Here is a 20,531-nt window from a genome sequence, read left to right on the forward strand (position 1 = left end):
AGGGTCCGCGTCAGTTCCGATTGCATCCCCGGTCTGTCTCCGTCTGTTTGCCGCTAATTCGACAAGACATCCCATCCGCGATGCCCAAGGTCCGCACCGGCATCACGAATCAATGGGTTAGAGCATACTTCCTAGTCGAATCGTCGGGAAGGGAGAGGCCCAAAAAAGCGGCCGCGCTCTCTTGTCAAGAACGCGGCCACAAGATGTTGTGGATTGCCCGGGTAAGGATTAGTACCGGTAGTGCTCAGCCTTGAACGGACCCTGCGTCTTCACGCCGATGTAGTCGGCCTGCTCTTCGGAAAGTTCCGAAAGCTTGGCGCCGAGCTTCTTGAGGTGCAGCCGAGCGACCTTCTCGTCGAGCGCCTTGGGCAGGACGTAGACTTCGTTCTTGTACTTCTCACCCTTGGTGAAGAGCTCGATCTGGGCCAGGACCTGGTTGGAGAACGAGGCCGACATCACGAAGGACGGGTGACCGGTGGCGTTGCCGAGGTTGAGCAGGCGACCTTCCGAAAGCAGGATCATGCGATTGCCCTTCGGGAACTCGATCATGTCGACCTGCGGCTTGATGTTCGTCCACTTCAGGTTACGCAGAGCCGAGACCTGGATCTCGTTGTCGAAGTGGCCGATGTTGCCGACGATCGCCATGTCCTTCATCTCGCGCATGTGGTCCATGCGGATGACGTCCTTGTTGCCGGTCGTCGTGATGAAGATGTCGGCCGAGGAGACGACGTCTTCGAGCTGGACGACTTCGAAGCCGTCCATGGCGGCCTGGAGCGCGCAGATCGGGTCGATTTCAGTGACCTTGACGCGGGCGCCGGCGCCGGAAAGCGAGGCGGCCGAACCCTTGCCGACGTCGCCGTAACCGCAGACGACGGCGACCTTGCCGGCCATCATCACGTCGGTGCCGCGGCGGATGCCGTCGACCAGCGATTCCTTGCAGCCGTACTTGTTGTCGAACTTCGACTTGGTGACGCTGTCGTTGACGTTGATCGCCGGGAAGGGCAGCAGGCCCTTGGCCTGGAGCTGGTAGAGGCGGTTGACGCCGGTGGTGGTTTCCTCGGTCACGCCCTTGATGGCGTCGCGCTGCTTGGTGAACCAGCCCGGCGAAGCGGCAAGCCGCTTCTTGATCTGCGCGACGAGGATTTCTTCTTCCTCGGAGCCCGGGTTGGAGAGCACGTCCTCGCCGGCTTCGGCGCGGGCGCCGAGCAGGATGTACATGGTGGCGTCGCCACCATCGTCGAGGATCATGTTCGAGACGCCACCGTCGGCCCACTGGAAGATCTTGTCCGTGTAGGTCCAGTATTCTTCGAGCGTCTCACCCTTGACGGCGAAGACCGGAACGCCGCTGGCGGCGATCGCGGCTGCGGCGTGGTCCTGGGTCGAGAAGATGTTGCACGAAGCCCAGCGTACGTCGGCGCCGAGCGCGACCAGCGTCTCGATGAGGACGGCGGTCTGGATGGTCATGTGCAGCGAGCCGGTGATGCGCGCGCCCTTCAGCGGCTTCGAAGCGCCGAACTCTTCGCGGCAGGCCATCAGGCCCGGCATTTCCGTTTCGGCGATCGCAATTTCCTTGCGCCCGAAATCGGCAAGTCCGATGTCGGCGACGATGTAGTCCTGAGTGGTGGTCATGGAGTTCTCCGGGCTGATCTCTTCAAGCCGCGCGGCCTTGGCCATCTCCGCGGCGCGATTATGCCTCCCACGCCTATACGACGCGGTGAGAGTGCGACCGATCTATCAGGATTCAGGGTGGAGAGCAACCTCGATATAAAGAAGTCTTTATATCTTTATATTGCCGTCAGATTTCTTCGCCGAACTTGTCGGCGACCAGAGCGTCGAGCGCGTTCAGGGCTTGTTCGGCCTGCGCGCCGCTGGCGGTCACGCAAACGCTGCAGCCGGTGCTGGCGGCCAGCATCATCAGCCCCATGATCGAGGTTCCGCCAACGGTCATGCCGTCCTTCGAAACGGTGATCTCGGCGTCATAGGCCTCGACCGTCTGCACGAACTTTGCTGACGCCCGCGCATGCAGGCCCCGCTTGTTGATGATCAGCAGTTCGCGCGTCAGCGACATGTCGGGGCGGTGATCCATTACTTTCCACTCAGGACGCGGCTGGCGACGTTGATGTATTTCCGCCCGGCCTCGGAGGCCTCGACAAGTGCCTTGTCCATGTCGCTCTCGCCGCGCACGCCGGCAAGCTTGATCAGCATCGGCAGGTTGACGCCGGCGATCACTTCGACGGTGCCGCTGCGCATCACCGAGATGGCGAGGTTGGAGGGGGTCCCGCCGAACATGTCGGTGAGAATGATGACGCCGTTGCCTTCGTCGACATTGGTGACCGCGTCGAGGATATCCTGCCGACGCTGGTCCATGTCGTCCTCGGGGCCGATGCAGACGGTCTCTATAGCTTTTTGCGGACCGACAACATGCTCAAGCGCATGTCGAAATTCCTCAGCCAGCTTGCCATGGGTGACAAGCACAAGTCCGATCATGGGTATCTTCGCTCCAACTGCACACGCAATTCACTGATGGCCAGATATCGCAATGCAGCAATTTCGTCCACCTGTTGGGGAGGGCATCTTGGCAAGGAAAAGGGGAAGTGCAAGCCAAAAATGCCGAAATTCCGGTCGCGCTGACGGTAAATCGGGCTAGAAACCTATTTTTTCAGCGATGAGCGCCTGCAAAATATTGAGAACCTGGGCGCCTTCTTCAACGGGAACGCGAACAATCGGCAATACGCGCCCGAGTGGCAGGGGGAATGTCTCGTCTTCGGGCGGTAGCCGCGGGTCGAATGGGGCGGCGACGGGCAGAATGGCCCAGTCCATGACGGCGGCAGGCACGGTTTCGATCGTGCCGATGCCGGCGCCGCGGATTTCGATGAGGCCGTGAATGGAGGGCGGGCAGCGCGCCACGATCCGGCCGTGTTCGAGCGCAAGATCCACGCGGTCGTCGGCGACGAGCGCCGCGAAATGTCCGGCCTGCCGGGCGGCCGTGATGCAGGCGAGCGCCAGTCTGGATTTGCCGCTGCCGGACGGGCCGGTAAGCAGGAAGCCGCGTGTCCCGAGCACGATTGCGGTGCCGTGGACATTGGCGCGGGCCGTTGTCACGCGTGCGGCTCGGCGGGCAGGGACAGGACGAAGCGCGCGCCGGTGATATGGCCATCCGGTCCGGCGATGTTCTCGGCCTTGAGCGTGCCGCCATGGGCTTCGGCGATCTGCCTGGAGATCGACAGCCCGAGGCCGGAGTTCTGTCCAAAATCCTCGCCTTCCGGCCGGTCGGTATAGAAGCGCTCGAAAATGCGGTCGATGTCTTCGGCCTGGATGCCCGGGCCGTTGTCCTCGACATAGACGAGGCAGCGCGAGCGCGAGCGGGTGAGGCGCACGACGATCCGCCCGCCGTCCTCGGGAACGAAGGAACGGGCGTTTTCGATCAGGTTGGTAATGATCTGGCCGATGCGCAGGTCGTAGCCGCTGACGGCAAAGCGCGCCTTGGGGCTGTCCTTGCGGTCGATGACGAAATCGAGCAGCACCGCCTTCTTCTTGCTGCGGACCTGTCGCGAGATATCGACGAGGTCGCCGAGGAGTTTTTCGAGATCGATCGTCTTGGCGTCGCTGCGGGCAAGTTCCGCGTCGAGACGCGAGGCGTCCGAGATATCGCTGATCAGGCGGTCGAGACGGCGGACGTCATGCTGGATGACGTCCATCAGCCGCTTCTTCGATTCGTCGGTCCGCGCCAAAGGCAGCGTCTCGACGGCGCTACGCAGTGAGGTGAGGGGGTTTTTCAGCTCGTGGCTGACGTCGGCGGCAAAGTTTTCGATCGCGGCGATCCGGTCATAGAGCGCGGTCGTCATCTCACGCAGCGCGACCGAGAGGTTGCCGATCTCGTCCTGGCGCGAGGAGAAGTCGGGAATTTCCTCGCGCTCCTTGGCGCCGCCGCGGCGCACGCGCACCGCTGCTGCCGCAAGCCTGCGCAGCGGATTGGCGATCGTCGACGACAGAAGCAGCGACAGGATGATGTTGACGAGCGCCGCGACGCCGAAGACGCGGATGATGGCGAGGCGCTCGGCCTGGACGATCTTGTCGATGTCGCCGGCCTGGGTCGAAAGCAGGAGCACGCCGAGAACGGCGCGGAAGCGCTGGACGGGCACCGCCACGGAAACGATGAGCTCGCCCTTCTCGGTAACGCGCTCGACATAGCCGCGCACGCCCGTCAGCGCATTGGTCACCTCAGGGTAGATCGAGCCGTTGCCACCCGGCGGTTCTTTATAGAGCGGCAGGTTGCCCGGCTGCAAAAGCTTGTTCAGCCAGCTGTTGAGCTTTTCGCCGATGCCCGTCGCCTCCGGCTCGATCGGCGGCAGGTCGAAGCGCAGCACCTGGCCGCCGCTATAGAGATGGCGCGAATCGAGCAGCAGGTCGGCGTCCGCGTCGAACAGGCGGGCGCGGGTGCGCGTCGGCGAGATCAGCCGGCGCAGAACCGGCGCGACACGCTCCTGGATGATCGGGAAGTCGAGATCCTCGTCGCTCGGCAGCGGCGTGATGCTCTGGCCGGCCTGCAGTTCCAGCAGCTTTTCGGGATCGATGGTGATCGAATTGGTATCGACCGAGGCGGAAGCGGAGATCGCGCCGGCGATGATTTCGCCCTGGGTCAAAAGGCTTTCGACGCGCGCGTCGATCAGCCCCTCGCGGAACTGGTTGAGGTACATGATGCCGCCGACCAGAACGACGAGCGCCACCAGGTTGAAGAAGACGATACGGCGGGTGAGGCTCGAGAAGACGGCATTGCCGAAGAGACGACGAATGAGCGTGAAGGGATGCGCCCAGCGGCGCTGGCCCTTCAGTGCCTGGGCACGCCCGTCAGTGTCTTCAATGTCGCCGTGCAAGACTTCTACCAAATGTCCCGCTCCCGCGCGGACTGTCCTTCATAATCGTTCGATAGCGGCGGCGCTGCCGGCCGGTTGCGCCGCCTTCCATGGTTTTGATCCGAAGACGGCGGAGATCGTGTCGAGCCTCAGATGAGGCCATCACCATCGCGCCGCTTCAAATGCGCCACTCTGGGCTCGATGGCAAGCCCCGAGGCTCAGGCACTCTCCCGGAAACGATAGCCGACACCGTAAAGCGTCTCGATCATGTCGAAGTCGTTGTCGACCATCTTGAACTTCTTGCGCAGCCGCTTGATGTGGCTGTCGATGGTGCGGTCGTCGACATAGACCTGTTCGTCATAGGCAGCGTCCATCAGTGCGTCGCGGCTCTTCACCACGCCCGGGCGCTGCGCCAGCGAATGGAGAATGAGGAATTCCGTCACCGTCAGGGTCACCGGCTCACTCTTCCAGGTACAGGTGTGGCGCTCCTGATCCATCACCAACTGCCCACGCTCGAGCGAGCGCGACGGCGCGTCGGTTGCCTTGACGGTATTGTTCGGATTGGCGGCCGCGGCTTCGCGGTTGGCGGCGCGGCGCAGGATCGCCTTGACGCGTTCGACCAGAAGGCGTTGCGAAAACGGCTTGGTGATGAAGTCGTCGGCGCCCATCTTCAGGCCGAAGAGTTCGTCGATCTCTTCATCCTTGGAGGTGAGGAAGATCACTGGCAGGTCCGACTTCTGCCTCAGGCGGCGCAGCAGTTCCATGCCGTCCATACGCGGCATCTTGATGTCGAAGATCGCAAGCTGCGGCGGCCGGGCGAGCAAGCCTTCGAGCGCGGAAGCGCCGTCGGTATAGGTCTCGACTTTGTAGCCTTCTGCCTCCAGGGCGATGGATACGGACGTCAGAATATTCCGGTCATCATCGACAAGCGCGATGGTCTGCATCGTGTTCAACTCCGTCTTTTGAGGCGCCGGTCCCGTCCCCGAAAACTCCGGCATTCGCGAGTCACGGGTGCGTTAGTGAGTATAAAGGTGGAACAAATTGTGGCGAAGCCCAAAAAGCACCTGTCGTGACGATAGGATAGGTCCTGTCAGATCGGTGTTCGGGAGGTCGATTTCAACCGATTAAAAAAACGATAATTTTCTTTAAATCGATTAATATACTGAAATCATTATTCTTTTTTTGACGTCGCCTTGTTTTTGAGCGAGCATGCAAGTAAGGTCCGGCGAAATTCAACGCCAATGGCCAAACACGAAGGAAGCTTGACCATGGAGCAACTCGGCACTCGCAATCTCGCGAACGGCTTGGAAAAACTCGGCTTTATCGACCTGGAAACGGTTCGGTACAACCTCGAAGCCGCAGAGCTTTATGAGGAAGCTCTTCGCCGCGGCGAGGCTGAGCTGACGGCACACGGTGCGCTCGTCGCCCGTACCGGCCAGCACACCGGTCGCTCGCCGAAGGACAAGTTCGTCGTTCGCGATGCGAACACCGACGACCAGATCTGGTGGGACAACAACAAGCCGATGTCTCCGGAGCATTTTGCCCTGCTGCGCAAGGATATGCTTGAGCACGCCAAAGGCATGTCGCTCTACGTGCAGGACCTGGTTGGCGGCGCCGATGCCGACAACGCCCTGCCGACGCGCGTCGTTACCGAGTACGCCTGGCATTCGCTGTTCATCCGCAATCTGCTGATTCGCCCAGCCCGCGAAGCGCTCGGCTCCTTCCTGCCGAAGCTGACGATCATCGATCTGCCGAGCTTCAAAGCAGATCCGGAGCGCTACGGCTGCCGCACCGAGACGGTCATCGCCTGCGACTTCACCAACGGCCTGATCCTGATCGGCGGCACGTCCTATGCCGGCGAAATGAAGAAGTCGGTCTTCACCGTTCTCAACTACCTGCTGCCGAAGAAGGGCGTCATGCCGATGCACTGCTCGGCAAACGTTGGCCCGGCCGGCGACACCGCGATCTTCTTCGGCCTCTCCGGCACCGGCAAGACGACGCTTTCGGCCGACCCGACCCGCACGCTGATCGGCGACGACGAGCACGGCTGGGGCGAGCAGGGCGTCTTCAACTTCGAAGGCGGCTGCTACGCCAAGGCGATCCGCCTGTCGGAAGCCGCCGAGCCGGAAATCTACGCCACGACCCGCCGCTTCGGCACCGTCATGGAAAACGTCGTGCTTGACGAGCGCCGCGTTCCTGATTTCGACGACGGTTCGCTGACGGAAAACACCCGTTGCGCCTATCCGCTCGACTTCATCCCGAATGCCAGCGCCACCGGCACCGCACCGCAGCCGCGCACCATCATCATGCTGACCGCCGATGCGTTCGGCGTGATGCCGCCTATTGCCAAGCTGACGCCGGAACAGGCGATGTACCACTTCCTTTCCGGCTACACCGCCAAGGTCGCCGGCACGGAAAAGGGCGTTACCGAGCCGGAAGCCACCTTCTCGACCTGCTTCGGCGCACCGTTCATGCCGCGTCACCCGTCGGAATACGGCAACCTGCTGAAGGACCTGATCGCCAAGAACGGTGTCACCTGCTGGCTGGTGAACACGGGCTGGACCGGCGGCGCCTACGGCACCGGCAGCCGCATGCCGATCAAGGTAACGCGCGCTCTGCTCGCGGCCGCGCTTGACGGCTCGCTGAACGCTGCGGAACTGCGCACCGATGCCAACTTCGGCTTTGCCGTTCCGGTCTCGGTCCCGGGCGTCGACGACGGCATCCTCGACCCACGCTCGACCTGGGCCGATGATGCAGCCTATGACGCACAGGCCCGCCGCCTGGTCGACATGTTCATCACGAACTTCGCCAAGTTCGAGAGCCATGTGGACGGCAGCGTTCGCGACGCGGCTCCCGGTACGAAGATCGCCGCCGAATAAACATTGTCGGCTATGATTCACGTGAAACCCGGTCCTTGTGGCCGGGTTTTTCGCTTTCGCGTCTGCTCTATGTCCCTTTAAATCCTCTTCGATCTAAGGCGAGCCAGAGTGCTACGGCGACCTTTGCGCCTCTGATGAGACGCGCGGCGCCGCAGTGTTTTCAACGGGTTCGCTCTGTGCCATAGATCGGGCCGAGGTGAACCATGGCCAGCGACCCGCTCTACATAAACGACAATATCGTCCTTGCCGGCTGGGAGCTGACGGAGCAATTCGTGCTGGCCGGTGGCCCGGGCGGGCAGAACGTCAACAAGGTGTCGACCGCCGTTCAGCTGTTCTTCAACGTCCAGGCGTCTCCGGCGCTTTCCGATCGCATCAAGGCCAACGCCCTGAAGATCGCCGGCAAGCGCGCCTCGAAAGAGGGCGTGCTGATGATCGAGGCGAGCCGCTTTCGCAGCCAGGAGCGCAACCGCGAGGATGCGCGCGAGCGGCTGAAGGAGTTGATCCTGAAGGCTGCCGAACCCCCGCCGCCGCCGCGCAAGAAGACCAAGCCGACGCGCGGTTCCGTCGAGCGGCGTCTCAAGGAGAAGTCGGGTCGCGGGGAGATCAAGAAGCTCAGGGGCCGGCCTGGAGGCGATTGATTCTTTTTGCGGCTCCCTTGCCTTTTGGCGGGCAGCGCCCTCTCTTATCGAGCAGTGTTTTCGCAAAAGGAGATATTCATGGGTCTTTTCAGCTTTATCAAGAACGCCGGCAAGAAGCTTGGTATCGGCGGCGACGACGATGCTCCGGATGCCGAAAGCGTTCAGAAGGAACTTGCATCCCACGATCTCGGCACCAAGGACGTGCAGGTCGAAGTGGCCGGTGACAAGGTCGTGCTGAAGGGTGTCGTGAAGGACCAGAGCGTCTTCGAAAAGGCCGTCGTCGCCGTCGGCAACACGCTCGGCGTGTCCGCAGTCGAGGCCTCCGAACTCAAGGTCGCCGATGCCGGCGCAGCACCTGCTCCGGCAAAGGAGCCCGTCTTCTATACGGTCAAGAAGGGCGATAACCTCTGGAAGATTGCCGAGGCGCAGTACGGCAAGGGCAAGGGCGCCAAGCACACGGTGATCTTCGAAGCCAACAAGCCGATGCTGACCCATCCGGACAAGATCTATCCCGGCCAGGTTCTGCGCATTCCGGATCTGGATGCGGCCTGAGCGTGTCCTTCAGGCGTTCTCTCGTCGTTGCCGCGCTGGCAAGCCTCTGGCTTGCCAGCGGTTCTTTGGCGCAGCCTTTCCGTGAACCCGCCAAGGGCAGTACGGAGCGTGCCGCCATCCTCGACGCGATCCGCCCCGCGGTCGAAGCCGAGATGCGCGGTCCCGTCGAATTCGTCGTCACCACCATGCGTGCCGCACCCAACTGGGCCTTCATGCAGGTCGAGCCGCAACGGCCGGGTGGCGGATCGATCGAGCTTTCGCAAACCGGGTTGCGCGACGAGGCAGACATGATGGATGGTCTGACGGTGTTCGCACTCGTCAGCTTCCAGAATGGCCGCTGGAACCTGGTCGATCACGTCGTTGGGCCGACGGATGTGGCCTATGCCGGCTGGCCGCTTCGCTACGGTGTGCCGGCGGCACTTCTCGGCCTGGAACAATAAGGACTGCTTCTCATGCAGGTGCTCCCGAAAGGGATCAGACATATTCCGGGTTATCTCGATCGTGCCCGGCAAGAGCAACTGGTCGAGGCCATTCGGTCAGTCGTTGCCGAAGCGCCGCTGTTCGTGCCGGAAATGCCGAAGACTGGCAAACCCATGTCGGTGCGCATGACCAATTGCGGCGCGCTCGGCTGGGTCACGGATCGCGATCGCGGCTATCGTTACCAGTCTCAGCATCCGGTGACCGGCCGCCCCTGGCCGGTCATGCCGGAGATCCTGCTCGATATCTGGGATGCGGTTTCCGCAAGCAGCAAGACGCCCGAGGCCTGCCTGGTAAACTTCTATTCCGAAGAGGCCCGCATGGGGCTGCACCAGGATCGCGACGAGCGCGATCTTGAAACCGCCGTCGTCTCGATCTCGCTTGGTGACAGCTGCCTCTTCCGCGTGGGTGGCAATTCGCGCGGCGGCCAGACCATGTCCTTCCGGCTGGAAAGCGGCGATGTCGTGGTGCTGGGTGGGGAAGGGCGTCTCGCCTTCCATGGCGTCGACCGGATCTATCCGAGCACGTCGACGCTGCTGAAGAATGGCGGGCGGGTCAATCTGACACTCCGCCGCGTCAATCCCTGAGGATGCACCGGAAGCTTAGAGCTTCCTGAGCGCCACCTTTTCGGTCAGATGGTTCGGGCCCTTTTGCAGGATCAGGTCGGCGCGCGGGCGCGTCGGCAGGATGTTCTGGTGCAGGTTCTTCAGGTTGATGTTGTGCCACAATCCCTCGGCAATGGCCCGGGCTGCATCCTCGCTGATCGTGGCGTAGCGGTGGAAGTAGGATTCCGGGTTCTTGAACGCGGTTTCGCGCAGCCGCATGAAGCGGTTGACGTACCAGCTGTGGATCAGGCTCTCCTCGGCATCGATATAGATCGAGAAGTCGAAGAAATCCGAGACCATCGGCACGATCTTGCCGTCGGCCGGCAGGTTGCGCGACTGCAGAACGTTGATGCCTTCGAAGATCAGGATATCTGGCCGGTCGATGACCGTGAACTGGTCGGGCAGCACGTCATAGGTCAGGTGCGAATAGCTGGGCGCCTTGACGTTCGGCTGGCCGGCCTTGATCGCCGACAGGAAGCGCAGGAGCGCGCCGACGTCGTAGCTCTCCGGAAAGCCCTTGCGGTCCATCATGTTTTCGCGCTGGAGCACGGCGTTCGGATAGAGGAAACCGTCTGTTGTCACCAGGTCGACCTTCGGGCTCGACGGCCAACGCGCCAGAAGCTGCGCCAGGATACGGGCCGTCGTCGACTTGCCGACGGCGACCGATCCGGCAATGCCGATGACGAAGGGGGTCTTCGTCTCGGACATGCTGAGGAAGCGCTTGCGCTGCTCGAAGAGCATCTGCGACGATTCCACATGGGTCGAAAGCAGGCGTGACAGCGACAGGTAGATCTGCCGGACCTCGCCGAGATCGACGGGGTCGTTCAACGAGCGCAGCCGCTGTACCTCGTCGGCCGTCAGCGTCATCGGCGTATCGGCGCGAAAGCGCGACCATTCCTCGGCGGTGAAGAAATGATAGGGCGAGTAGTCCCGCTTCTGGAGGTTGTCGGGCAGGTCGGCTGCTTCGATGTCTTTCGCCGCGATCGTCATGGGGTCTGCCGATTTGCCTTTTCCTGCAGGCCGGATTGGTTGGTCCGTCGCTGAAGTTCGTTGAGCACATCCTGCAACGGAACGTCGGCGATCTTCAATACGACCATTAGATGATAGAGGAGATCGGCGCTTTCGGCGATGAGATTTGCGCGGTCGTTGCTGATGGCCGCGATCACGGTTTCAACCGCTTCCTCGCCGAGTTTCTTCGCCGCCTTCGGCTGGCCGCTTGCCACCAGTTTTGCCGTCCAGGATTCGTCCGGCGCCGCCATCGCGCGTGTCGCGACGATGGCTTCGAGGTCGGAAAGTGTGAAGTCGCCCATGGGAGATCCTGAAGCTCAGTCGAGGCGCATGGCGATGCCATGCTCCGCCATATAGCGCTTGGTTTCGCCAATGCTATAGGTGCCGAAGTGGAAGATGGAGGCGGCAAGGACCGCGGTCGCGTGACCGTCCTTGATGCCGGCGACCATGTGGTCGAGTGTGCCGACGCCACCCGACGCGATAACGGGCGCGCGGACCGCGTCGGCGACGGCGCGGGTAAGCGCGATGTCGTAGCCGCTCTTGGTGCCGTCACGGTCCATCGAGGTCAAAAGGATCTCGCCGGCGCCGAGATCGACCACCCGACGGGCAAAATCGATCGCGTCGATGCCGGTCGGCTGGCGTCCGCCATGGGTGAAGATCTCCCAGCGATCCGCTTCGCCATCCGTCGAGACTTTCTTGGCGTCGATCGCGACGACGATGCACTGGTTGCCGAACTTGTCGGCGGCTTCGGCGACGAATTCCGGGTTCTTTACCGCAGCCGTGTTGATTGACACCTTGTCGGCGCCGGCCAGAAGCAGCTTGCGGATGTCGGAAACCTGGCGCACGCCGCCGCCGACGGTCAGCGGCATGAAGCACTGTTCGGCCGTACGGGCGATGACGTCGAAGATCGTCTCGCGATTGTCCGAGGACGCGGTGATGTCGAGGAAGCAGAGCTCGTCGGCGCCGGCAGCGTCATAGGCGCGGGCCGCTTCCACGGGGTCACCGGCGTCGATCAGGTCGACGAAGTTGACGCCCTTGACGACACGGCCGTCCTTGACGTCGAGGCAGGGGATAACGCGGGCTTTAAGCGTCATGGTTCAAGCCTTTCTCGCAGCGCGGATCAGCTCCAGCGCCTCCTGCGGGTCGATGCGGCCGTCATAGAGCGCGCGGCCGGAGATGGCGCCTTCGAGCTTGCGTGCGTCCGGCTCGACCATGCGGCGGATATCGTCCATCGAGGCGAGACCGCCCGATGCGATGACAGGAATGGAAACCGCGTCCGCCAGTTCCAGCGTCGAAGCCCAGTTGATACCGGTCAGGATGCCGTCGCGGTCGATGTCGGTATAGATGATCGCCGAAACGCCGGCGCCCTCGAACTTCTTGGCAAGCTCGATCACGCCGAGTTCGGAAGCCTCGGCCCAGCCTTCGACGGCAACCTTGCCGCCCTTGGCGTCGATGCCGACGGCGACCTTGCCGGGGAATTTGCGGCAGGCCTCGATCACGAGCGCCGGATCACGGACAGCCACGGTGCCGAGGATGACGCGGGCAAGCCCGCGCGACAGCCAGGTTTCGATATGGTCGAGCGTGCGGATGCCGCCGCCGAGCTGCACCGGGTTTTTGGTCGCCTTGAGAATGGCGTCAACGGCGGTACCGTTGACCGTCTCACCGGCAAAGGCGCCGTTGAGGTCGACCACGTGCAGCCATTCGAAGCCCTGGTCTTCAAAGGCGCGGGCCTGGGCCGCGGGGTCGGGGTTGTAAACCGTCGCCTGGTCCATGTCGCCAAGCTTCAGGCGCACGCATTGCCCGTCTTTCAGGTCGATCGCGGGAAAAAGGATCATGGGTCTGTCCAATCAGTCGTGCGAAAGCTCAGGGCTTCCAGCGCAGGAAATTCGAGATGAGGGCAAGGCCAAGCGCCTGGCTCTTTTCCGGGTGGAACTGCGAGCCCGCCTTGTTGCCGTTGGCGACGAAGGCCGTGACGGGCCCGCCATAGTCGGCCTCAGCGACCACGTCGGCGGCGTTCTCAGCGGCCAGGTGGTACGAATGCACAAAATAGGCATGCAGACCGGCTTCGCCAACACGGATGCCGTCAAACAGCGGGTGCTCGCGCTTGAGCTTCAGCGTATTCCAGCCGATCTGCGGGATCTTCAGCGTGGTGTCGGCGGGCGTCATCTCGACGACATCGCCGGGGATCCAGCCAAAACCATGGGTGATGGTCTTTTCAAGTCCGCGCGACGACATCAGCTGCATGCCGACGCAGATGCCGAGGAAGGGCCGCCCAGCCTGTTCGACCGCCTCGGTCAACGCTTGCTCCATGCCGTCGACGGCAGCAAGGCCGCGGCGGCAATCGGCATAGGCGCCGACTCCCGGAAGCACGATGCGGTCGGCGCTCGCCACCCGTTCCGGCTTGTCGGTAAGGTCGATCTCGGCTGCAACGCCGGCTTCGCGGGCGGCCCGTTCAAAGGCCTTGGTGGCCGAGCGCAGATTGCCCGAGCCGTAATCGATGATGGCGACGCGCATCAGCGTTCTCCGTAGGAATCAAAAAGGCCGAGGCCGGGGCCGCCACTTGAGGGCTTGCGCACGGTCCAGTCGGCCGGGGAGGGGGCGGCGGGCTTGGTCTCATTCGAAGCCAGGCTCGTGAAATAGATCTCTTCGGCCGTTTCGAGATTGGGCGCCGGAACGATGGAACGCAGCGTCCAGTCACGGGCCGTCAGGCTGCGTGCCACCAGAACCGGCCCTTCGAGCGCCACCACCAGCCGAAGCGCGAGCTGGGCCAGGAGAGATGGCAAGAAGCCGCTTTCGTGGTTCGACAGGAATATTAACGAGATCTGCAGAACAGCAACTGCGATTCCGATTGCCCATTGACGCTTGGCGAGAAGCCAGAGCGCCGGGAAAAGGAAGGCCCACCAGGAAAAGCCGTCGGCGACGAAGCGCGCCCGCTCGTCGTTGGCGCGCGCACCCGGCGGGGTGAGGATCATGTAAGAAGCCATGAGTCAAAGCCAGTGACTGGCCGCTTAGGCAAGGGTCCCCTTGGTCGAGGGAACGCGGCCGGCCTGGCGCGGGTCGATTTCGGTTGCGGTGCGGAGCACGCGGGCGACGGACTTGAAGCAGGTCTCGGCGATATGATGGTTGTTGGCGCCGTAGATGTTCTGGATATGCAGCGTGATCCCGGCATGCTGGGCGAGCGCCTGGAAGAACTCGCGCACGAGTTCCGTGTCGAAGGTGCCGATCTTCGGCGAGGTGAAGGTCACGTTCCAGACGAGGAACGGTCGGCCGGAAACGTCCACTGCCGCGCGGGTCATCGTTTCGTCCATCGCAAGATCGAGCGAGGCATAGCGGGTGATGCCGCGCCGGTCGCCAAGCGCCTTGGCAATCGCCTGGCCGATGGCAATGCCGGTGTCCTCGACCGTATGGTGGTCGTCGACATGCAGGTCGCCGTCAGTCTTGATCTCCATGTCGATCAGCGAATGTCGGGCGAGCTGGTCCAGCATATGGTCGAAGAAACCGACGCCGGTCGAAATCTTGGCGATTCCGGTGCCGTCGATGTTGACCGATACGGATACCGCGGTTTCGTTGGTCTTTCGCGAAACCTCTGCGGTGCGGCTGGACGTGGCTTCTGCCATCGGGCTCTCCTGTATACGCTGACGCGGCTCCTTATCAGGCAAAAGCTGAAATATCCAGAACTTGAGCGGTCGATTCGAATCATCCGGTGACAGTCGCCGAACGAAGATTGCGCCGGCGGCCTGTTGCCATTTGCAAACCCGTCTGCCGTACTTACATAGGCCTCAAGCAACCAGGCTCGAGTCACGAGCCGCAATGCCCCGCGTATCAGGGGCCTACGGGTAATTTCATGAGCGAACACAATCCCTACGGAACGATGCATGCGACGACCATCATAACGGTACGCAAGGATGGCAAGGTGGTGATGGCCGGCGACGGCCAGGTGAGCCTCGGCCAGACCGTGATGAAGAGCAACGCGCGCAAGGTGCGGCGGCTTGCCAAGGGCGACGTGATCGCCGGCTTTGCCGGTGCCACAGCCGATGCCTTCACGCTGCTGGAACGGCTCGAAGCAAAGCTCGAACAGTATCCCGACCAGCTGATGCGGGCAGCCGTCGAGCTCGCCAAGGACTGGCGCACCAACAAGTATCTGCGCAATCTCGAAGCGATGATGCTGGTGGCCGACAAGTCGATCACGCTGGCGATCACCGGCAACGGCGACGTTCTCGAACCCGAGCACGGCACGATTGCCATCGGATCGGGCGGCAACTACGCCTTTGCCGCGGCCCGCGCGCTGATGGACAGCGACAAGTCGGCCGAGGATATTGCCCGCAGGGCGCTGCAGATCGCCGGCGACATCTGCGTCTACACCAACCACAATATCGTCGTGGAGACACTGGATGCCCAATGAGCCCGCGCATGTCAGTTTCGTGCCGGTGGCCGATAGCCACCTGCCGCTGCTGCATGCCTGGCTGAGCGAGCCGCATGTGCGGCAATGGTGGGGCGACCCGGACAAGGAAGTGGAGCTGATCCGCGAAGGCTGCGCGTCAGGAGAAGTGGAAGGCTTCATCTTCCACGTGGCCGGCGAGCCGGCGGGCTACATCCAGTCCTGGGTGCCGGCCCAGTACCCGGACGACGAGCCCTGGGCGAAGGACATGCCGGCCGATGTGCCCGGTATCGACATCTTCATCGGCCCGGCGGAACTGACGGGCAGGGGCGTCGCATCGCTCGCGGTCCGGGCCTTTGCCGGGCGGCTCTTTGCCGCCGGCGCACCCCGCGTCGTGATCGACCCTGACGCCGGCAACCGAAGGGCCGTCAGCGCCTACACCAAGGCCGGCTTCGTGCCTTACGCAGAGTGGATTGATACGTCCGGCCGCACACTCCTGATGGAGCTGACGCGGTCCGAGTTTGAGAGGACTACATGAGTACGTTTTCACCCAGAGAAATCGTGTCGGAACTCGACCGTTTCATCATCGGCCAGAACGACGCCAAGCGCGCCGTGGCGATCGCGCTCCGCAACCGCTGGCGCCGCCAGCAGCTCGGGGACGAGCTGCGCGACGAGGTGATGCCGAAGAACATCCTGATGATCGGACCGACCGGCGTCGGCAAGACCGAGATTTCCAGGCGGCTCGCCAAGCTCGCCGGCGCGCCCTTCGTCAAGGTCGAGGCGACCAAGTTCACCGAGGTCGGCTATGTCGGCCGCGACGTCGAGCAGATCATCCGTGACCTCGTCGAAGTCGGCATCGGTCTCGTGCGCGAAAAGCGCCGCGCCGAAGTCAAGGCAAAGGCGCACCAGAATGCCGAGGAGCGCGTGCTCGATGCACTGGTCGGCGCCACCGCGTCGCCGGCAACGCGCGACAGCTTCCGCAAGAAGCTGCGGGCCAACGAGCTCGACGACAAGGAAATCGAGATCGACATCGCCGAGACCGGCGCGCCGGGCGGCGGCTTCGAGATCCCGGGCATGCCGGGCGCCAATATCGGCGTGCTCAATCTCTCGGAGATGTTCGGCAAGGCGCTCGGCGGCCGCACCAAGAAGGTCAAGACGACCGTCAAGGCCTCCTATGGCATGCTGATCGACGACGAGTCCGACAAGCTGCTCGACAACGAGCAGATTCAGCGCGAGGCCGTGAAAGCAGTCGAAGACGACGGCATCGTCTTCCTCGATGAGATCGACAAGATCGCCTCGCGGGAAGGCGGCATGGGTGCTGGCGTATCGCGTGAAGGCGTACAGCGGGACCTCTTGCCGCTCGTCGAAGGCACGACCGTTGCGACGAAGTATGGGCCAGTCAAGACCGACCACATCCTCTTCATCGCGTCCGGCGCCTTCCACGTGGCCAAGCCCTCGGACCTGCTGCCGGAGTTGCAGGGCCGCCTGCCGATCCGCGTCGAGCTGCGCGCGCTGACGAAGGAAGACTTCCGCCGCATCCTGACGGAAACCGAGGCGAGCCTCATCCGCCAGTACAAGGCGCTTCTGGACACAGAAGAGGTCAAGCTCGACTTCACCGATGACGCAATTGATGCGCTTGCAGACGTGGCGGTGCAGTTGAACGCCACGGTCGAGAACATCGGCGCCCGCCGGCTGCAGACCGTGATGGAGCGTGTGCTGGACGAGATCTCGTTCAATGCGCCGGACCGCGCCGGCCACGAGGTGACGATCGACGCTGAATATGTGCGCAAGCATGTCGGCGATCTCGCCGCCAACACCGACCTGTCGCGCTATATCCTGTGACATTTCGGTCGTAGGGCCATGCAAACGCCCGCAACCTTGAATACGCAGGCCGCCTGTCTCTCGACAGGCGGCCGCATTTTTTCTAACACGGGCGCGGTTATCGATCGTGGTCCGGGCATTTTTCCGACATGATCTTGGCGTAGGAGCGGCCCGCCGACCGAGGCAGCCTCCACCAGTCACAGGAAGAAGAGATCGTGCGTTTCACCGCCTGCATGCTCGCTATCGCCACGTTTTGCCTGAGCGCAAGCCAGTCATTCGCCGCGACCGACGTTCCGCCGGGCAACCGCAACGTCGAGCAACCGGCGATCCCCGGCGCATCCGTGCGCCGCACCAAGGCCGGCCGCACGTCCTTCGATGCCAAGTTCGAGAAGGTCCGCGATCTGCTAGCCACCGACAAGCAGCTGATCAGCAAGATCAAGTCCGTGTCGCGCGCCTATGGCATCGCACCGATCCACATGGTCGGCGCCATCGTCGGCGAACACACCTACAATGTCGACGCCTACGATCGGCTGCAGTCCTATTACGTCAAGGCGGCTGCTTATGCCGGCAACAGCTTCCAGTTCGGATACGATGGCGAGACCGTCGCTGAATTCGTGGCTCGGCCGCAATTTTCCGAATGCGGCGCCAAGAAGGGCGCCTATGCTCTGTGGAGCTGCCGCGAGCGGGTCTGGGACAACGACTTCCGCGGCAAATCGGTGGGCGGCAAGTCCTACCCGAACAACCGTTTCAGCGCCGTCTTCTTCCAGCCGTTCTTCGCCGGCCAGACCTTCGGCCTTGGCCAGATCAACCCGCTGACCGCACTGATGCTGACCGATATCGTGGCAAAGACCTCGGGCTATGAGCGCCTCGATGAGAACAATGCCGCCGGCGTCTATGAGGCGATCATGGATCCGGACGTGTCGCTTGCCTATATGGCGGCCTCGATCCGTCACTCGATCGACGCCTACAAGTCGATCGCAGGGGTCGATATTTCGACCAACCCCGGTGTAACCGCGACGCTCTACAATGTCGGCAATCCGGATGGCCGCGCGGCAGCGCTCGCCGCCAAGATCCAGAGCGGTCAGGCGCAATGGCCGGAGGAAAACTATTACGGCTGGCTCGTCAACGACAAGCTGACGGAACTCGAAAGCCTGCTGTGATTCACGTGAAGCACTTTCCTTGATTGCGCCGTAAAAACCTGAAATCCTGGGGCAATCGAGAAAGGCAATCACCATGGACATGCGTCCGGAGCCGTTCGAACCGCCGGCTCCCGTTCCCCGTGTCGGCATTCCTTCCTACCTGAAGATCATCAGGACCGTGCTGCGCAATCCGCTCGAACTGTGGGGCGAGCCATCCTATACGCTGCCCTGGATCGAGACGAAGTTCGTTACCCAGCGCACCCTGATCGTCAACGATCCCGGCCTCATCCGCCATATCCTCGTCGATAACGTCGCCAATTACGAAATGTCGAAGGTGCGCCGGCTGATCCTGCGGCCCATCCTGCGCGACGGGCTGCTGACGGCGGAAGGTGAGGTCTGGAAGCGTTCGCGCAAGGCCATGGCGCCGGTGTTCACGCCGCGCCACGCCAAGGGCTTTGCCGGCCAGATGCTGCGCAGTTCGGAGCAGTTCGTCGAGCGCTATGCCGGAGCCCAGGAAGCTCCCTTTACCACCAATGTCGCCAACGACATGACGGAACTGACCTTCGACATCCTGGCCGAAACGCTGTTTTCCGGTGAGGTCGCCGTCGAGCGCGAAGGCTTCGTCCAGAGCGTCGAGGAATTGCTGCACCGCATGGGCCGCGTCGATCCGATGGACATTCTGCTGGCGCCCGAATGGATCCCGCGCCCGACCCGCATCGGCGGCAGGAAGGTGATGAACCGCTTCCGCTCGATCGTGTCGGAGACCATGGCGCTTCGCCGCCGCAAGATGGCGGAGGACCCCAAGGGCACGCCGCAGGATTTCCTGACGTTGCTTCTGGAGATCGAGGGCAGCCAGGGCCTTTCGACCGCTGAGATCGAGGACAACATCCTGACCTTCATCGGTGCCGGGCACGAGACCACCGCCCGGGCACTCGCCTGGACGCTCTACTGCGTTGCCAACACGCCGGCCTATCGCGAAATCATGGAAGCCGAGATCGATACCGCGATGGCAAGCGGTGCCGAGCCGGTCGAATGGCTTGGTCTGATGCCGCATGTGCTCGCCGCCTTCGAGGAGGCGATGCGGCTCTATCCGCCGGCGCCGTCGATCAATCGCGCGGCGATCGAGGAAGACGCGTGGACCTCACCGACTGGCGAGCGGGTGCGCATCCCCAAAGGGATCGCCGTACTGATCATGCCCTGGACGCTGCATCGCCATGTGCTCTACTGGGATAAGCCGCGCGCGTTCATGCCCGAGCGTTTCCTGCCGGAAAACCGAGAGAAGCTGAACCGCTACCAGTATCTGCCCTTCGGTGCCGGCCCGCGCGTCTGCATCGGCGCGACTTTCGCGCTGCAGGAAGCGGTGATCGCGTTGGCAGTGATGATGCACCGCTACCGCTTCGATACGACCGCGGAAACCAATCCCTGGCCGGTGCAGCGGCTCACTACTCAACCGCGGGGCGGGTTGCCGATGAGGGTTTCGGCTCGCTGAAGGTCTTGCCGGGGATCGGTGACTGAACGGAACGCACCGGAGAATCCGCCGGCTTCGGCTGCTGTAGCATTTTCGACGGCTTCTTGATCGTCTTGATCTGTGCGCAGGTGGCGTCGCCGACATTGTCGCAGGGCTTGTAAACCACGATCTCGCTTCCGGCGCCATCGTCCCAGACCGCCTGGATCGTCAGCGTCTGCGCCGTTTTGGCAGGCAGCGAGATGTAGACATATTCGGCCGTCTCGTCGCCCGGCAGGTTGAAGGGCAGCTGCGGATTGCACTTGGCCAGCGGGAAGCGTTGGTCGAGCGCATCCGAATTGATCGAGTAGCGGATTTCCGATAGCCGGCAATGCATCGTCTGCAATGCCGTGAAATAGATCAGCTGCCGGTCGTCATAGTCGCGAAACTGGATCCAGCCGGTCTGCTTGTTGGCATCGAGCATCGCCTTGTAGATCGCGACTTCGGGCAGCTGCGGCTTGTATTCCTCTTCCTCCGCGTCCTGTGCGCGGGACGGCATTGCTGCAAGACACAAGATGCCCGCTGACAGCAAGGCGACGAGCAACGGATGGCGTCGTTCGAGCATGCGATGGACCCCTGCCATTCTCACCGGTGTCGCTGAACTCATCGTCGATGTCTGCGACACGATGGTCTTCTCCTGAAATATGTCATATCACCGCATCGATCCCCATTGAACC

24 protein-coding genes are annotated in these 20,531 nt (G+C 62.6%); 10 read left to right on the forward strand and 14 right to left on the reverse strand.

Features of this window, described 5'->3' with window-relative positions; all coding sequences use genetic code 11:
• Positions 1–228: 228 nt before the first annotated feature.
• From ahcY to chvI, 6 genes are all read right to left on the reverse strand, one after another.
• A complete protein-coding gene (ahcY, locus tag ASD01_RS18245) occupies positions 229–1,629 on the reverse strand; it encodes an adenosylhomocysteinase (RefSeq protein WP_034801698.1) in 1,401 nt (466 codons plus the stop codon).
• A 166-nt stretch (positions 1,630–1,795) separates the two neighbouring features.
• Complete coding sequence (locus ASD01_RS18250) at positions 1,796–2,086, reverse strand: HPr family phosphocarrier protein (protein ID WP_034801682.1); 291 nt, start codon at positions 2,084–2,086, stop codon at positions 1,796–1,798.
• Entirely contained in the window at positions 2,086–2,487 is a 402-nt protein-coding gene (locus tag ASD01_RS18255) for a PTS sugar transporter subunit IIA (protein ID WP_034801684.1), read from the reverse strand. Before ASD01_RS18255 ends, ASD01_RS18250 begins: the two co-directional genes overlap by 1 nt.
• 156 nt (positions 2,488–2,643) lie before the next feature.
• Positions 2,644–3,102 carry an HPr kinase/phosphorylase gene (locus tag ASD01_RS18260; RefSeq protein ID WP_034801686.1) on the reverse strand — a complete coding sequence of 153 codons (459 nt, stop codon included), beginning with the start codon at positions 3,100–3,102 and terminating at the stop codon, positions 2,644–2,646.
• Positions 3,099–4,832: a sensor histidine kinase gene (locus tag ASD01_RS18265; protein ID WP_218685636.1), complete on the reverse strand. Its 1,734-nt coding sequence runs from the start codon at positions 4,830–4,832 to the stop codon at positions 3,099–3,101. Before ASD01_RS18265 ends, ASD01_RS18260 begins: the two co-directional genes overlap by 4 nt.
• Positions 4,833–5,071: 239 nt before the next feature.
• Entirely contained in the window at positions 5,072–5,797 is a 726-nt protein-coding gene (gene chvI / locus ASD01_RS18270; RefSeq protein WP_034801691.1) for a two-component system response regulator ChvI, read from the reverse strand.
• A 324-nt stretch (positions 5,798–6,121) separates the two neighbouring features.
• Here chvI and ASD01_RS18275 point away from each other — a divergent pair, with 324 nt between their 5' ends.
• The 5 genes from ASD01_RS18275 to ASD01_RS18295 all read left to right on the forward strand — a co-directional run bounded on the left by ASD01_RS18275 (position 6,122) and on the right by ASD01_RS18295 (position 9,986).
• Positions 6,122–7,732 (forward strand): phosphoenolpyruvate carboxykinase, encoded by a 1,611-nt coding sequence (locus ASD01_RS18275; protein ID WP_060644232.1) that lies wholly within the window; start codon positions 6,122–6,124, stop codon positions 7,730–7,732.
• A gap of 203 nt (positions 7,733–7,935) precedes the next feature.
• Positions 7,936–8,370: an alternative ribosome rescue aminoacyl-tRNA hydrolase ArfB gene (gene arfB, locus ASD01_RS18280; RefSeq protein ID WP_034801693.1), complete on the forward strand. Its 435-nt coding sequence runs from the start codon at positions 7,936–7,938 to the stop codon at positions 8,368–8,370.
• A gap of 78 nt (positions 8,371–8,448) precedes the next feature.
• Positions 8,449–8,922: a peptidoglycan-binding protein LysM gene (gene lysM / locus ASD01_RS18285; RefSeq protein WP_034802175.1), complete on the forward strand. Its 474-nt coding sequence runs from the start codon at positions 8,449–8,451 to the stop codon at positions 8,920–8,922.
• 2 nt (positions 8,923–8,924) lie between these two features.
• A complete protein-coding gene (locus ASD01_RS18290; protein ID WP_034802172.1) occupies positions 8,925–9,362 on the forward strand; it encodes a hypothetical protein in 438 nt (145 codons plus the stop codon).
• Positions 9,363–9,374: 12 nt separating this feature from the next.
• Entirely contained in the window at positions 9,375–9,986 is a 612-nt protein-coding gene (locus ASD01_RS18295; RefSeq protein WP_034802169.1) for an alpha-ketoglutarate-dependent dioxygenase AlkB, read from the forward strand.
• Between the two features lie 15 nt (positions 9,987–10,001).
• Here ASD01_RS18295 and coaA read toward each other — a convergent pair whose 3' ends face one another.
• The 7 genes from coaA to hisB are packed head-to-tail and all read right to left on the reverse strand — an operon-like array spanning position 10,002 to position 14,629.
• Positions 10,002–10,994 carry a type I pantothenate kinase gene (gene coaA, locus ASD01_RS18300; protein ID WP_060521550.1) on the reverse strand — a complete coding sequence of 331 codons (993 nt, stop codon included), beginning with the start codon at positions 10,992–10,994 and terminating at the stop codon, positions 10,002–10,004.
• Positions 10,991–11,314 (reverse strand): phosphoribosyl-ATP diphosphatase, encoded by a 324-nt coding sequence (locus ASD01_RS18305; RefSeq protein WP_034802164.1) that lies wholly within the window; start codon positions 11,312–11,314, stop codon positions 10,991–10,993. Before ASD01_RS18305 ends, coaA begins: the two co-directional genes overlap by 4 nt.
• Before the next feature lie 15 nt (positions 11,315–11,329).
• Positions 11,330–12,106 carry an imidazole glycerol phosphate synthase subunit HisF gene (hisF, locus tag ASD01_RS18310; protein WP_034802161.1) on the reverse strand — a complete coding sequence of 259 codons (777 nt, stop codon included), beginning with the start codon at positions 12,104–12,106 and terminating at the stop codon, positions 11,330–11,332.
• Positions 12,107–12,109: 3 nt separating this feature from the next.
• On the reverse strand, positions 12,110–12,847 hold the full coding sequence (hisA, locus tag ASD01_RS18315) for a 1-(5-phosphoribosyl)-5-[(5-phosphoribosylamino)methylideneamino]imidazole-4-carboxamide isomerase (RefSeq protein ID WP_034802159.1): 738 nt from the start codon (positions 12,845–12,847) through the stop codon (positions 12,110–12,112).
• 28 nt (positions 12,848–12,875) lie between these two features.
• Positions 12,876–13,526 (reverse strand): imidazole glycerol phosphate synthase subunit HisH, encoded by a 651-nt coding sequence (gene hisH / locus ASD01_RS18320; protein ID WP_034802156.1) that lies wholly within the window; start codon positions 13,524–13,526, stop codon positions 12,876–12,878.
• Positions 13,526–13,996, reverse strand: a complete 471-nt coding sequence (locus tag ASD01_RS18325; protein ID WP_034802154.1) for a DUF2628 domain-containing protein — start codon at positions 13,994–13,996, stop codon at positions 13,526–13,528. Before ASD01_RS18325 ends, hisH begins: the two co-directional genes overlap by 1 nt.
• Positions 13,997–14,020: 24 nt before the next feature.
• Positions 14,021–14,629 carry an imidazoleglycerol-phosphate dehydratase HisB gene (gene hisB, locus ASD01_RS18330; RefSeq protein WP_034802151.1) on the reverse strand — a complete coding sequence of 203 codons (609 nt, stop codon included), beginning with the start codon at positions 14,627–14,629 and terminating at the stop codon, positions 14,021–14,023.
• Positions 14,630–14,856: 227 nt separating this feature from the next.
• On the opposite strand from hisB, the gene hslV reads away from it, so the two are divergent.
• The 5 genes from hslV (at position 14,857) to ASD01_RS18355 (ending at position 19,839) form a co-directional block, all read left to right on the forward strand.
• A complete protein-coding gene (hslV, locus tag ASD01_RS18335) occupies positions 14,857–15,414 on the forward strand; it encodes an ATP-dependent protease subunit HslV (RefSeq protein WP_051659613.1) in 558 nt (185 codons plus the stop codon).
• Positions 15,404–15,928, forward strand: coding sequence for a GNAT family N-acetyltransferase (locus tag ASD01_RS18340; protein WP_034802149.1), 525 nt, complete (start codon positions 15,404–15,406; stop codon positions 15,926–15,928). Before hslV ends, ASD01_RS18340 begins: the two co-directional genes overlap by 11 nt.
• The gene (hslU, locus tag ASD01_RS18345) at positions 15,925–17,232 is read left to right on the forward strand and encodes an ATP-dependent protease ATPase subunit HslU (protein WP_034802146.1); all 1,308 of its coding nucleotides are present in this window, start codon (positions 15,925–15,927) and stop codon (positions 17,230–17,232) included. Before ASD01_RS18340 ends, hslU begins: the two co-directional genes overlap by 4 nt.
• A gap of 194 nt (positions 17,233–17,426) precedes the next feature.
• On the forward strand, positions 17,427–18,371 hold the full coding sequence (locus tag ASD01_RS18350) for a DUF1402 family protein (protein ID WP_090428639.1): 945 nt from the start codon (positions 17,427–17,429) through the stop codon (positions 18,369–18,371).
• A gap of 73 nt (positions 18,372–18,444) precedes the next feature.
• A complete protein-coding gene (locus tag ASD01_RS18355) occupies positions 18,445–19,839 on the forward strand; it encodes a cytochrome P450 (RefSeq protein WP_034802144.1) in 1,395 nt (464 codons plus the stop codon).
• Here the strand turns inward: ASD01_RS18355 and ASD01_RS18360 are convergent.
• Positions 19,793–20,419, reverse strand: coding sequence for a hypothetical protein (locus ASD01_RS18360; protein WP_034802142.1), 627 nt, complete (start codon positions 20,417–20,419; stop codon positions 19,793–19,795). The genes ASD01_RS18355 and ASD01_RS18360 overlap by 47 nt on opposite strands.
• Positions 20,420–20,531 lie beyond the last annotated feature (112 nt).

This window comes from Ensifer sp. Root423 (genome assembly GCF_001426275.1).
GTDB classification, from domain to species: Bacteria; Pseudomonadota; Alphaproteobacteria; order Rhizobiales; family Rhizobiaceae; genus Ensifer; species Ensifer adhaerens.

Excerpts from the sequence above, each read along its gene's own strand:
- ahcY (WP_034801698.1), bottom strand. The coding sequence starts at position 1,629 with ATGACCACCACTCAGGACTACATCGTCGCCGACATCGGACTTGCCGAT.
- ASD01_RS18250 (WP_034801682.1), bottom strand. The coding sequence starts at position 2,086 with ATGGATCACCGCCCCGACATGTCGCTGACGCGCGAACTGCTGATCATC.
- ASD01_RS18255 (WP_034801684.1), bottom strand. The coding sequence starts at position 2,487 with ATGATCGGACTTGTGCTTGTCACCCATGGCAAGCTGGCTGAGGAATTT.
- chvI (WP_034801691.1), bottom strand. The coding sequence starts at position 5,797 with ATGCAGACCATCGCGCTTGTCGATGATGACCGGAATATTCTGACGTCC.
- ASD01_RS18275 (WP_060644232.1), top strand. The coding sequence starts at position 6,122 with ATGGAGCAACTCGGCACTCGCAATCTCGCGAACGGCTTGGAAAAACTC.
- arfB (WP_034801693.1), top strand. The coding sequence starts at position 7,936 with ATGGCCAGCGACCCGCTCTACATAAACGACAATATCGTCCTTGCCGGC.
- lysM (WP_034802175.1), top strand. The coding sequence starts at position 8,449 with ATGGGTCTTTTCAGCTTTATCAAGAACGCCGGCAAGAAGCTTGGTATC.
- ASD01_RS18295 (WP_034802169.1), top strand. The coding sequence starts at position 9,375 with ATGCAGGTGCTCCCGAAAGGGATCAGACATATTCCGGGTTATCTCGAT.
- coaA (WP_060521550.1), bottom strand. The coding sequence starts at position 10,994 with ATGACGATCGCGGCGAAAGACATCGAAGCAGCCGACCTGCCCGACAAC.
- ASD01_RS18305 (WP_034802164.1), bottom strand. The coding sequence starts at position 11,314 with ATGGGCGACTTCACACTTTCCGACCTCGAAGCCATCGTCGCGACACGC.
- hisF (WP_034802161.1), bottom strand. The coding sequence starts at position 12,106 with ATGACGCTTAAAGCCCGCGTTATCCCCTGCCTCGACGTCAAGGACGGC.
- hisA (WP_034802159.1), bottom strand. The coding sequence starts at position 12,847 with ATGATCCTTTTTCCCGCGATCGACCTGAAAGACGGGCAATGCGTGCGC.
- hisH (WP_034802156.1), bottom strand. The coding sequence starts at position 13,526 with ATGCGCGTCGCCATCATCGATTACGGCTCGGGCAATCTGCGCTCGGCC.
- ASD01_RS18325 (WP_034802154.1), bottom strand. The coding sequence starts at position 13,996 with ATGGCTTCTTACATGATCCTCACCCCGCCGGGTGCGCGCGCCAACGAC.
- hisB (WP_034802151.1), bottom strand. The coding sequence starts at position 14,629 with ATGGCAGAAGCCACGTCCAGCCGCACCGCAGAGGTTTCGCGAAAGACC.
- hslV (WP_051659613.1), top strand. The coding sequence starts at position 14,857 with ATGAGCGAACACAATCCCTACGGAACGATGCATGCGACGACCATCATA.
- ASD01_RS18340 (WP_034802149.1), top strand. The coding sequence starts at position 15,404 with ATGCCCAATGAGCCCGCGCATGTCAGTTTCGTGCCGGTGGCCGATAGC.
- hslU (WP_034802146.1), top strand. The coding sequence starts at position 15,925 with ATGAGTACGTTTTCACCCAGAGAAATCGTGTCGGAACTCGACCGTTTC.
- ASD01_RS18355 (WP_034802144.1), top strand. The coding sequence starts at position 18,445 with ATGGACATGCGTCCGGAGCCGTTCGAACCGCCGGCTCCCGTTCCCCGT.
- ASD01_RS18360 (WP_034802142.1), bottom strand. The coding sequence starts at position 20,419 with ATGCTCGAACGACGCCATCCGTTGCTCGTCGCCTTGCTGTCAGCGGGC.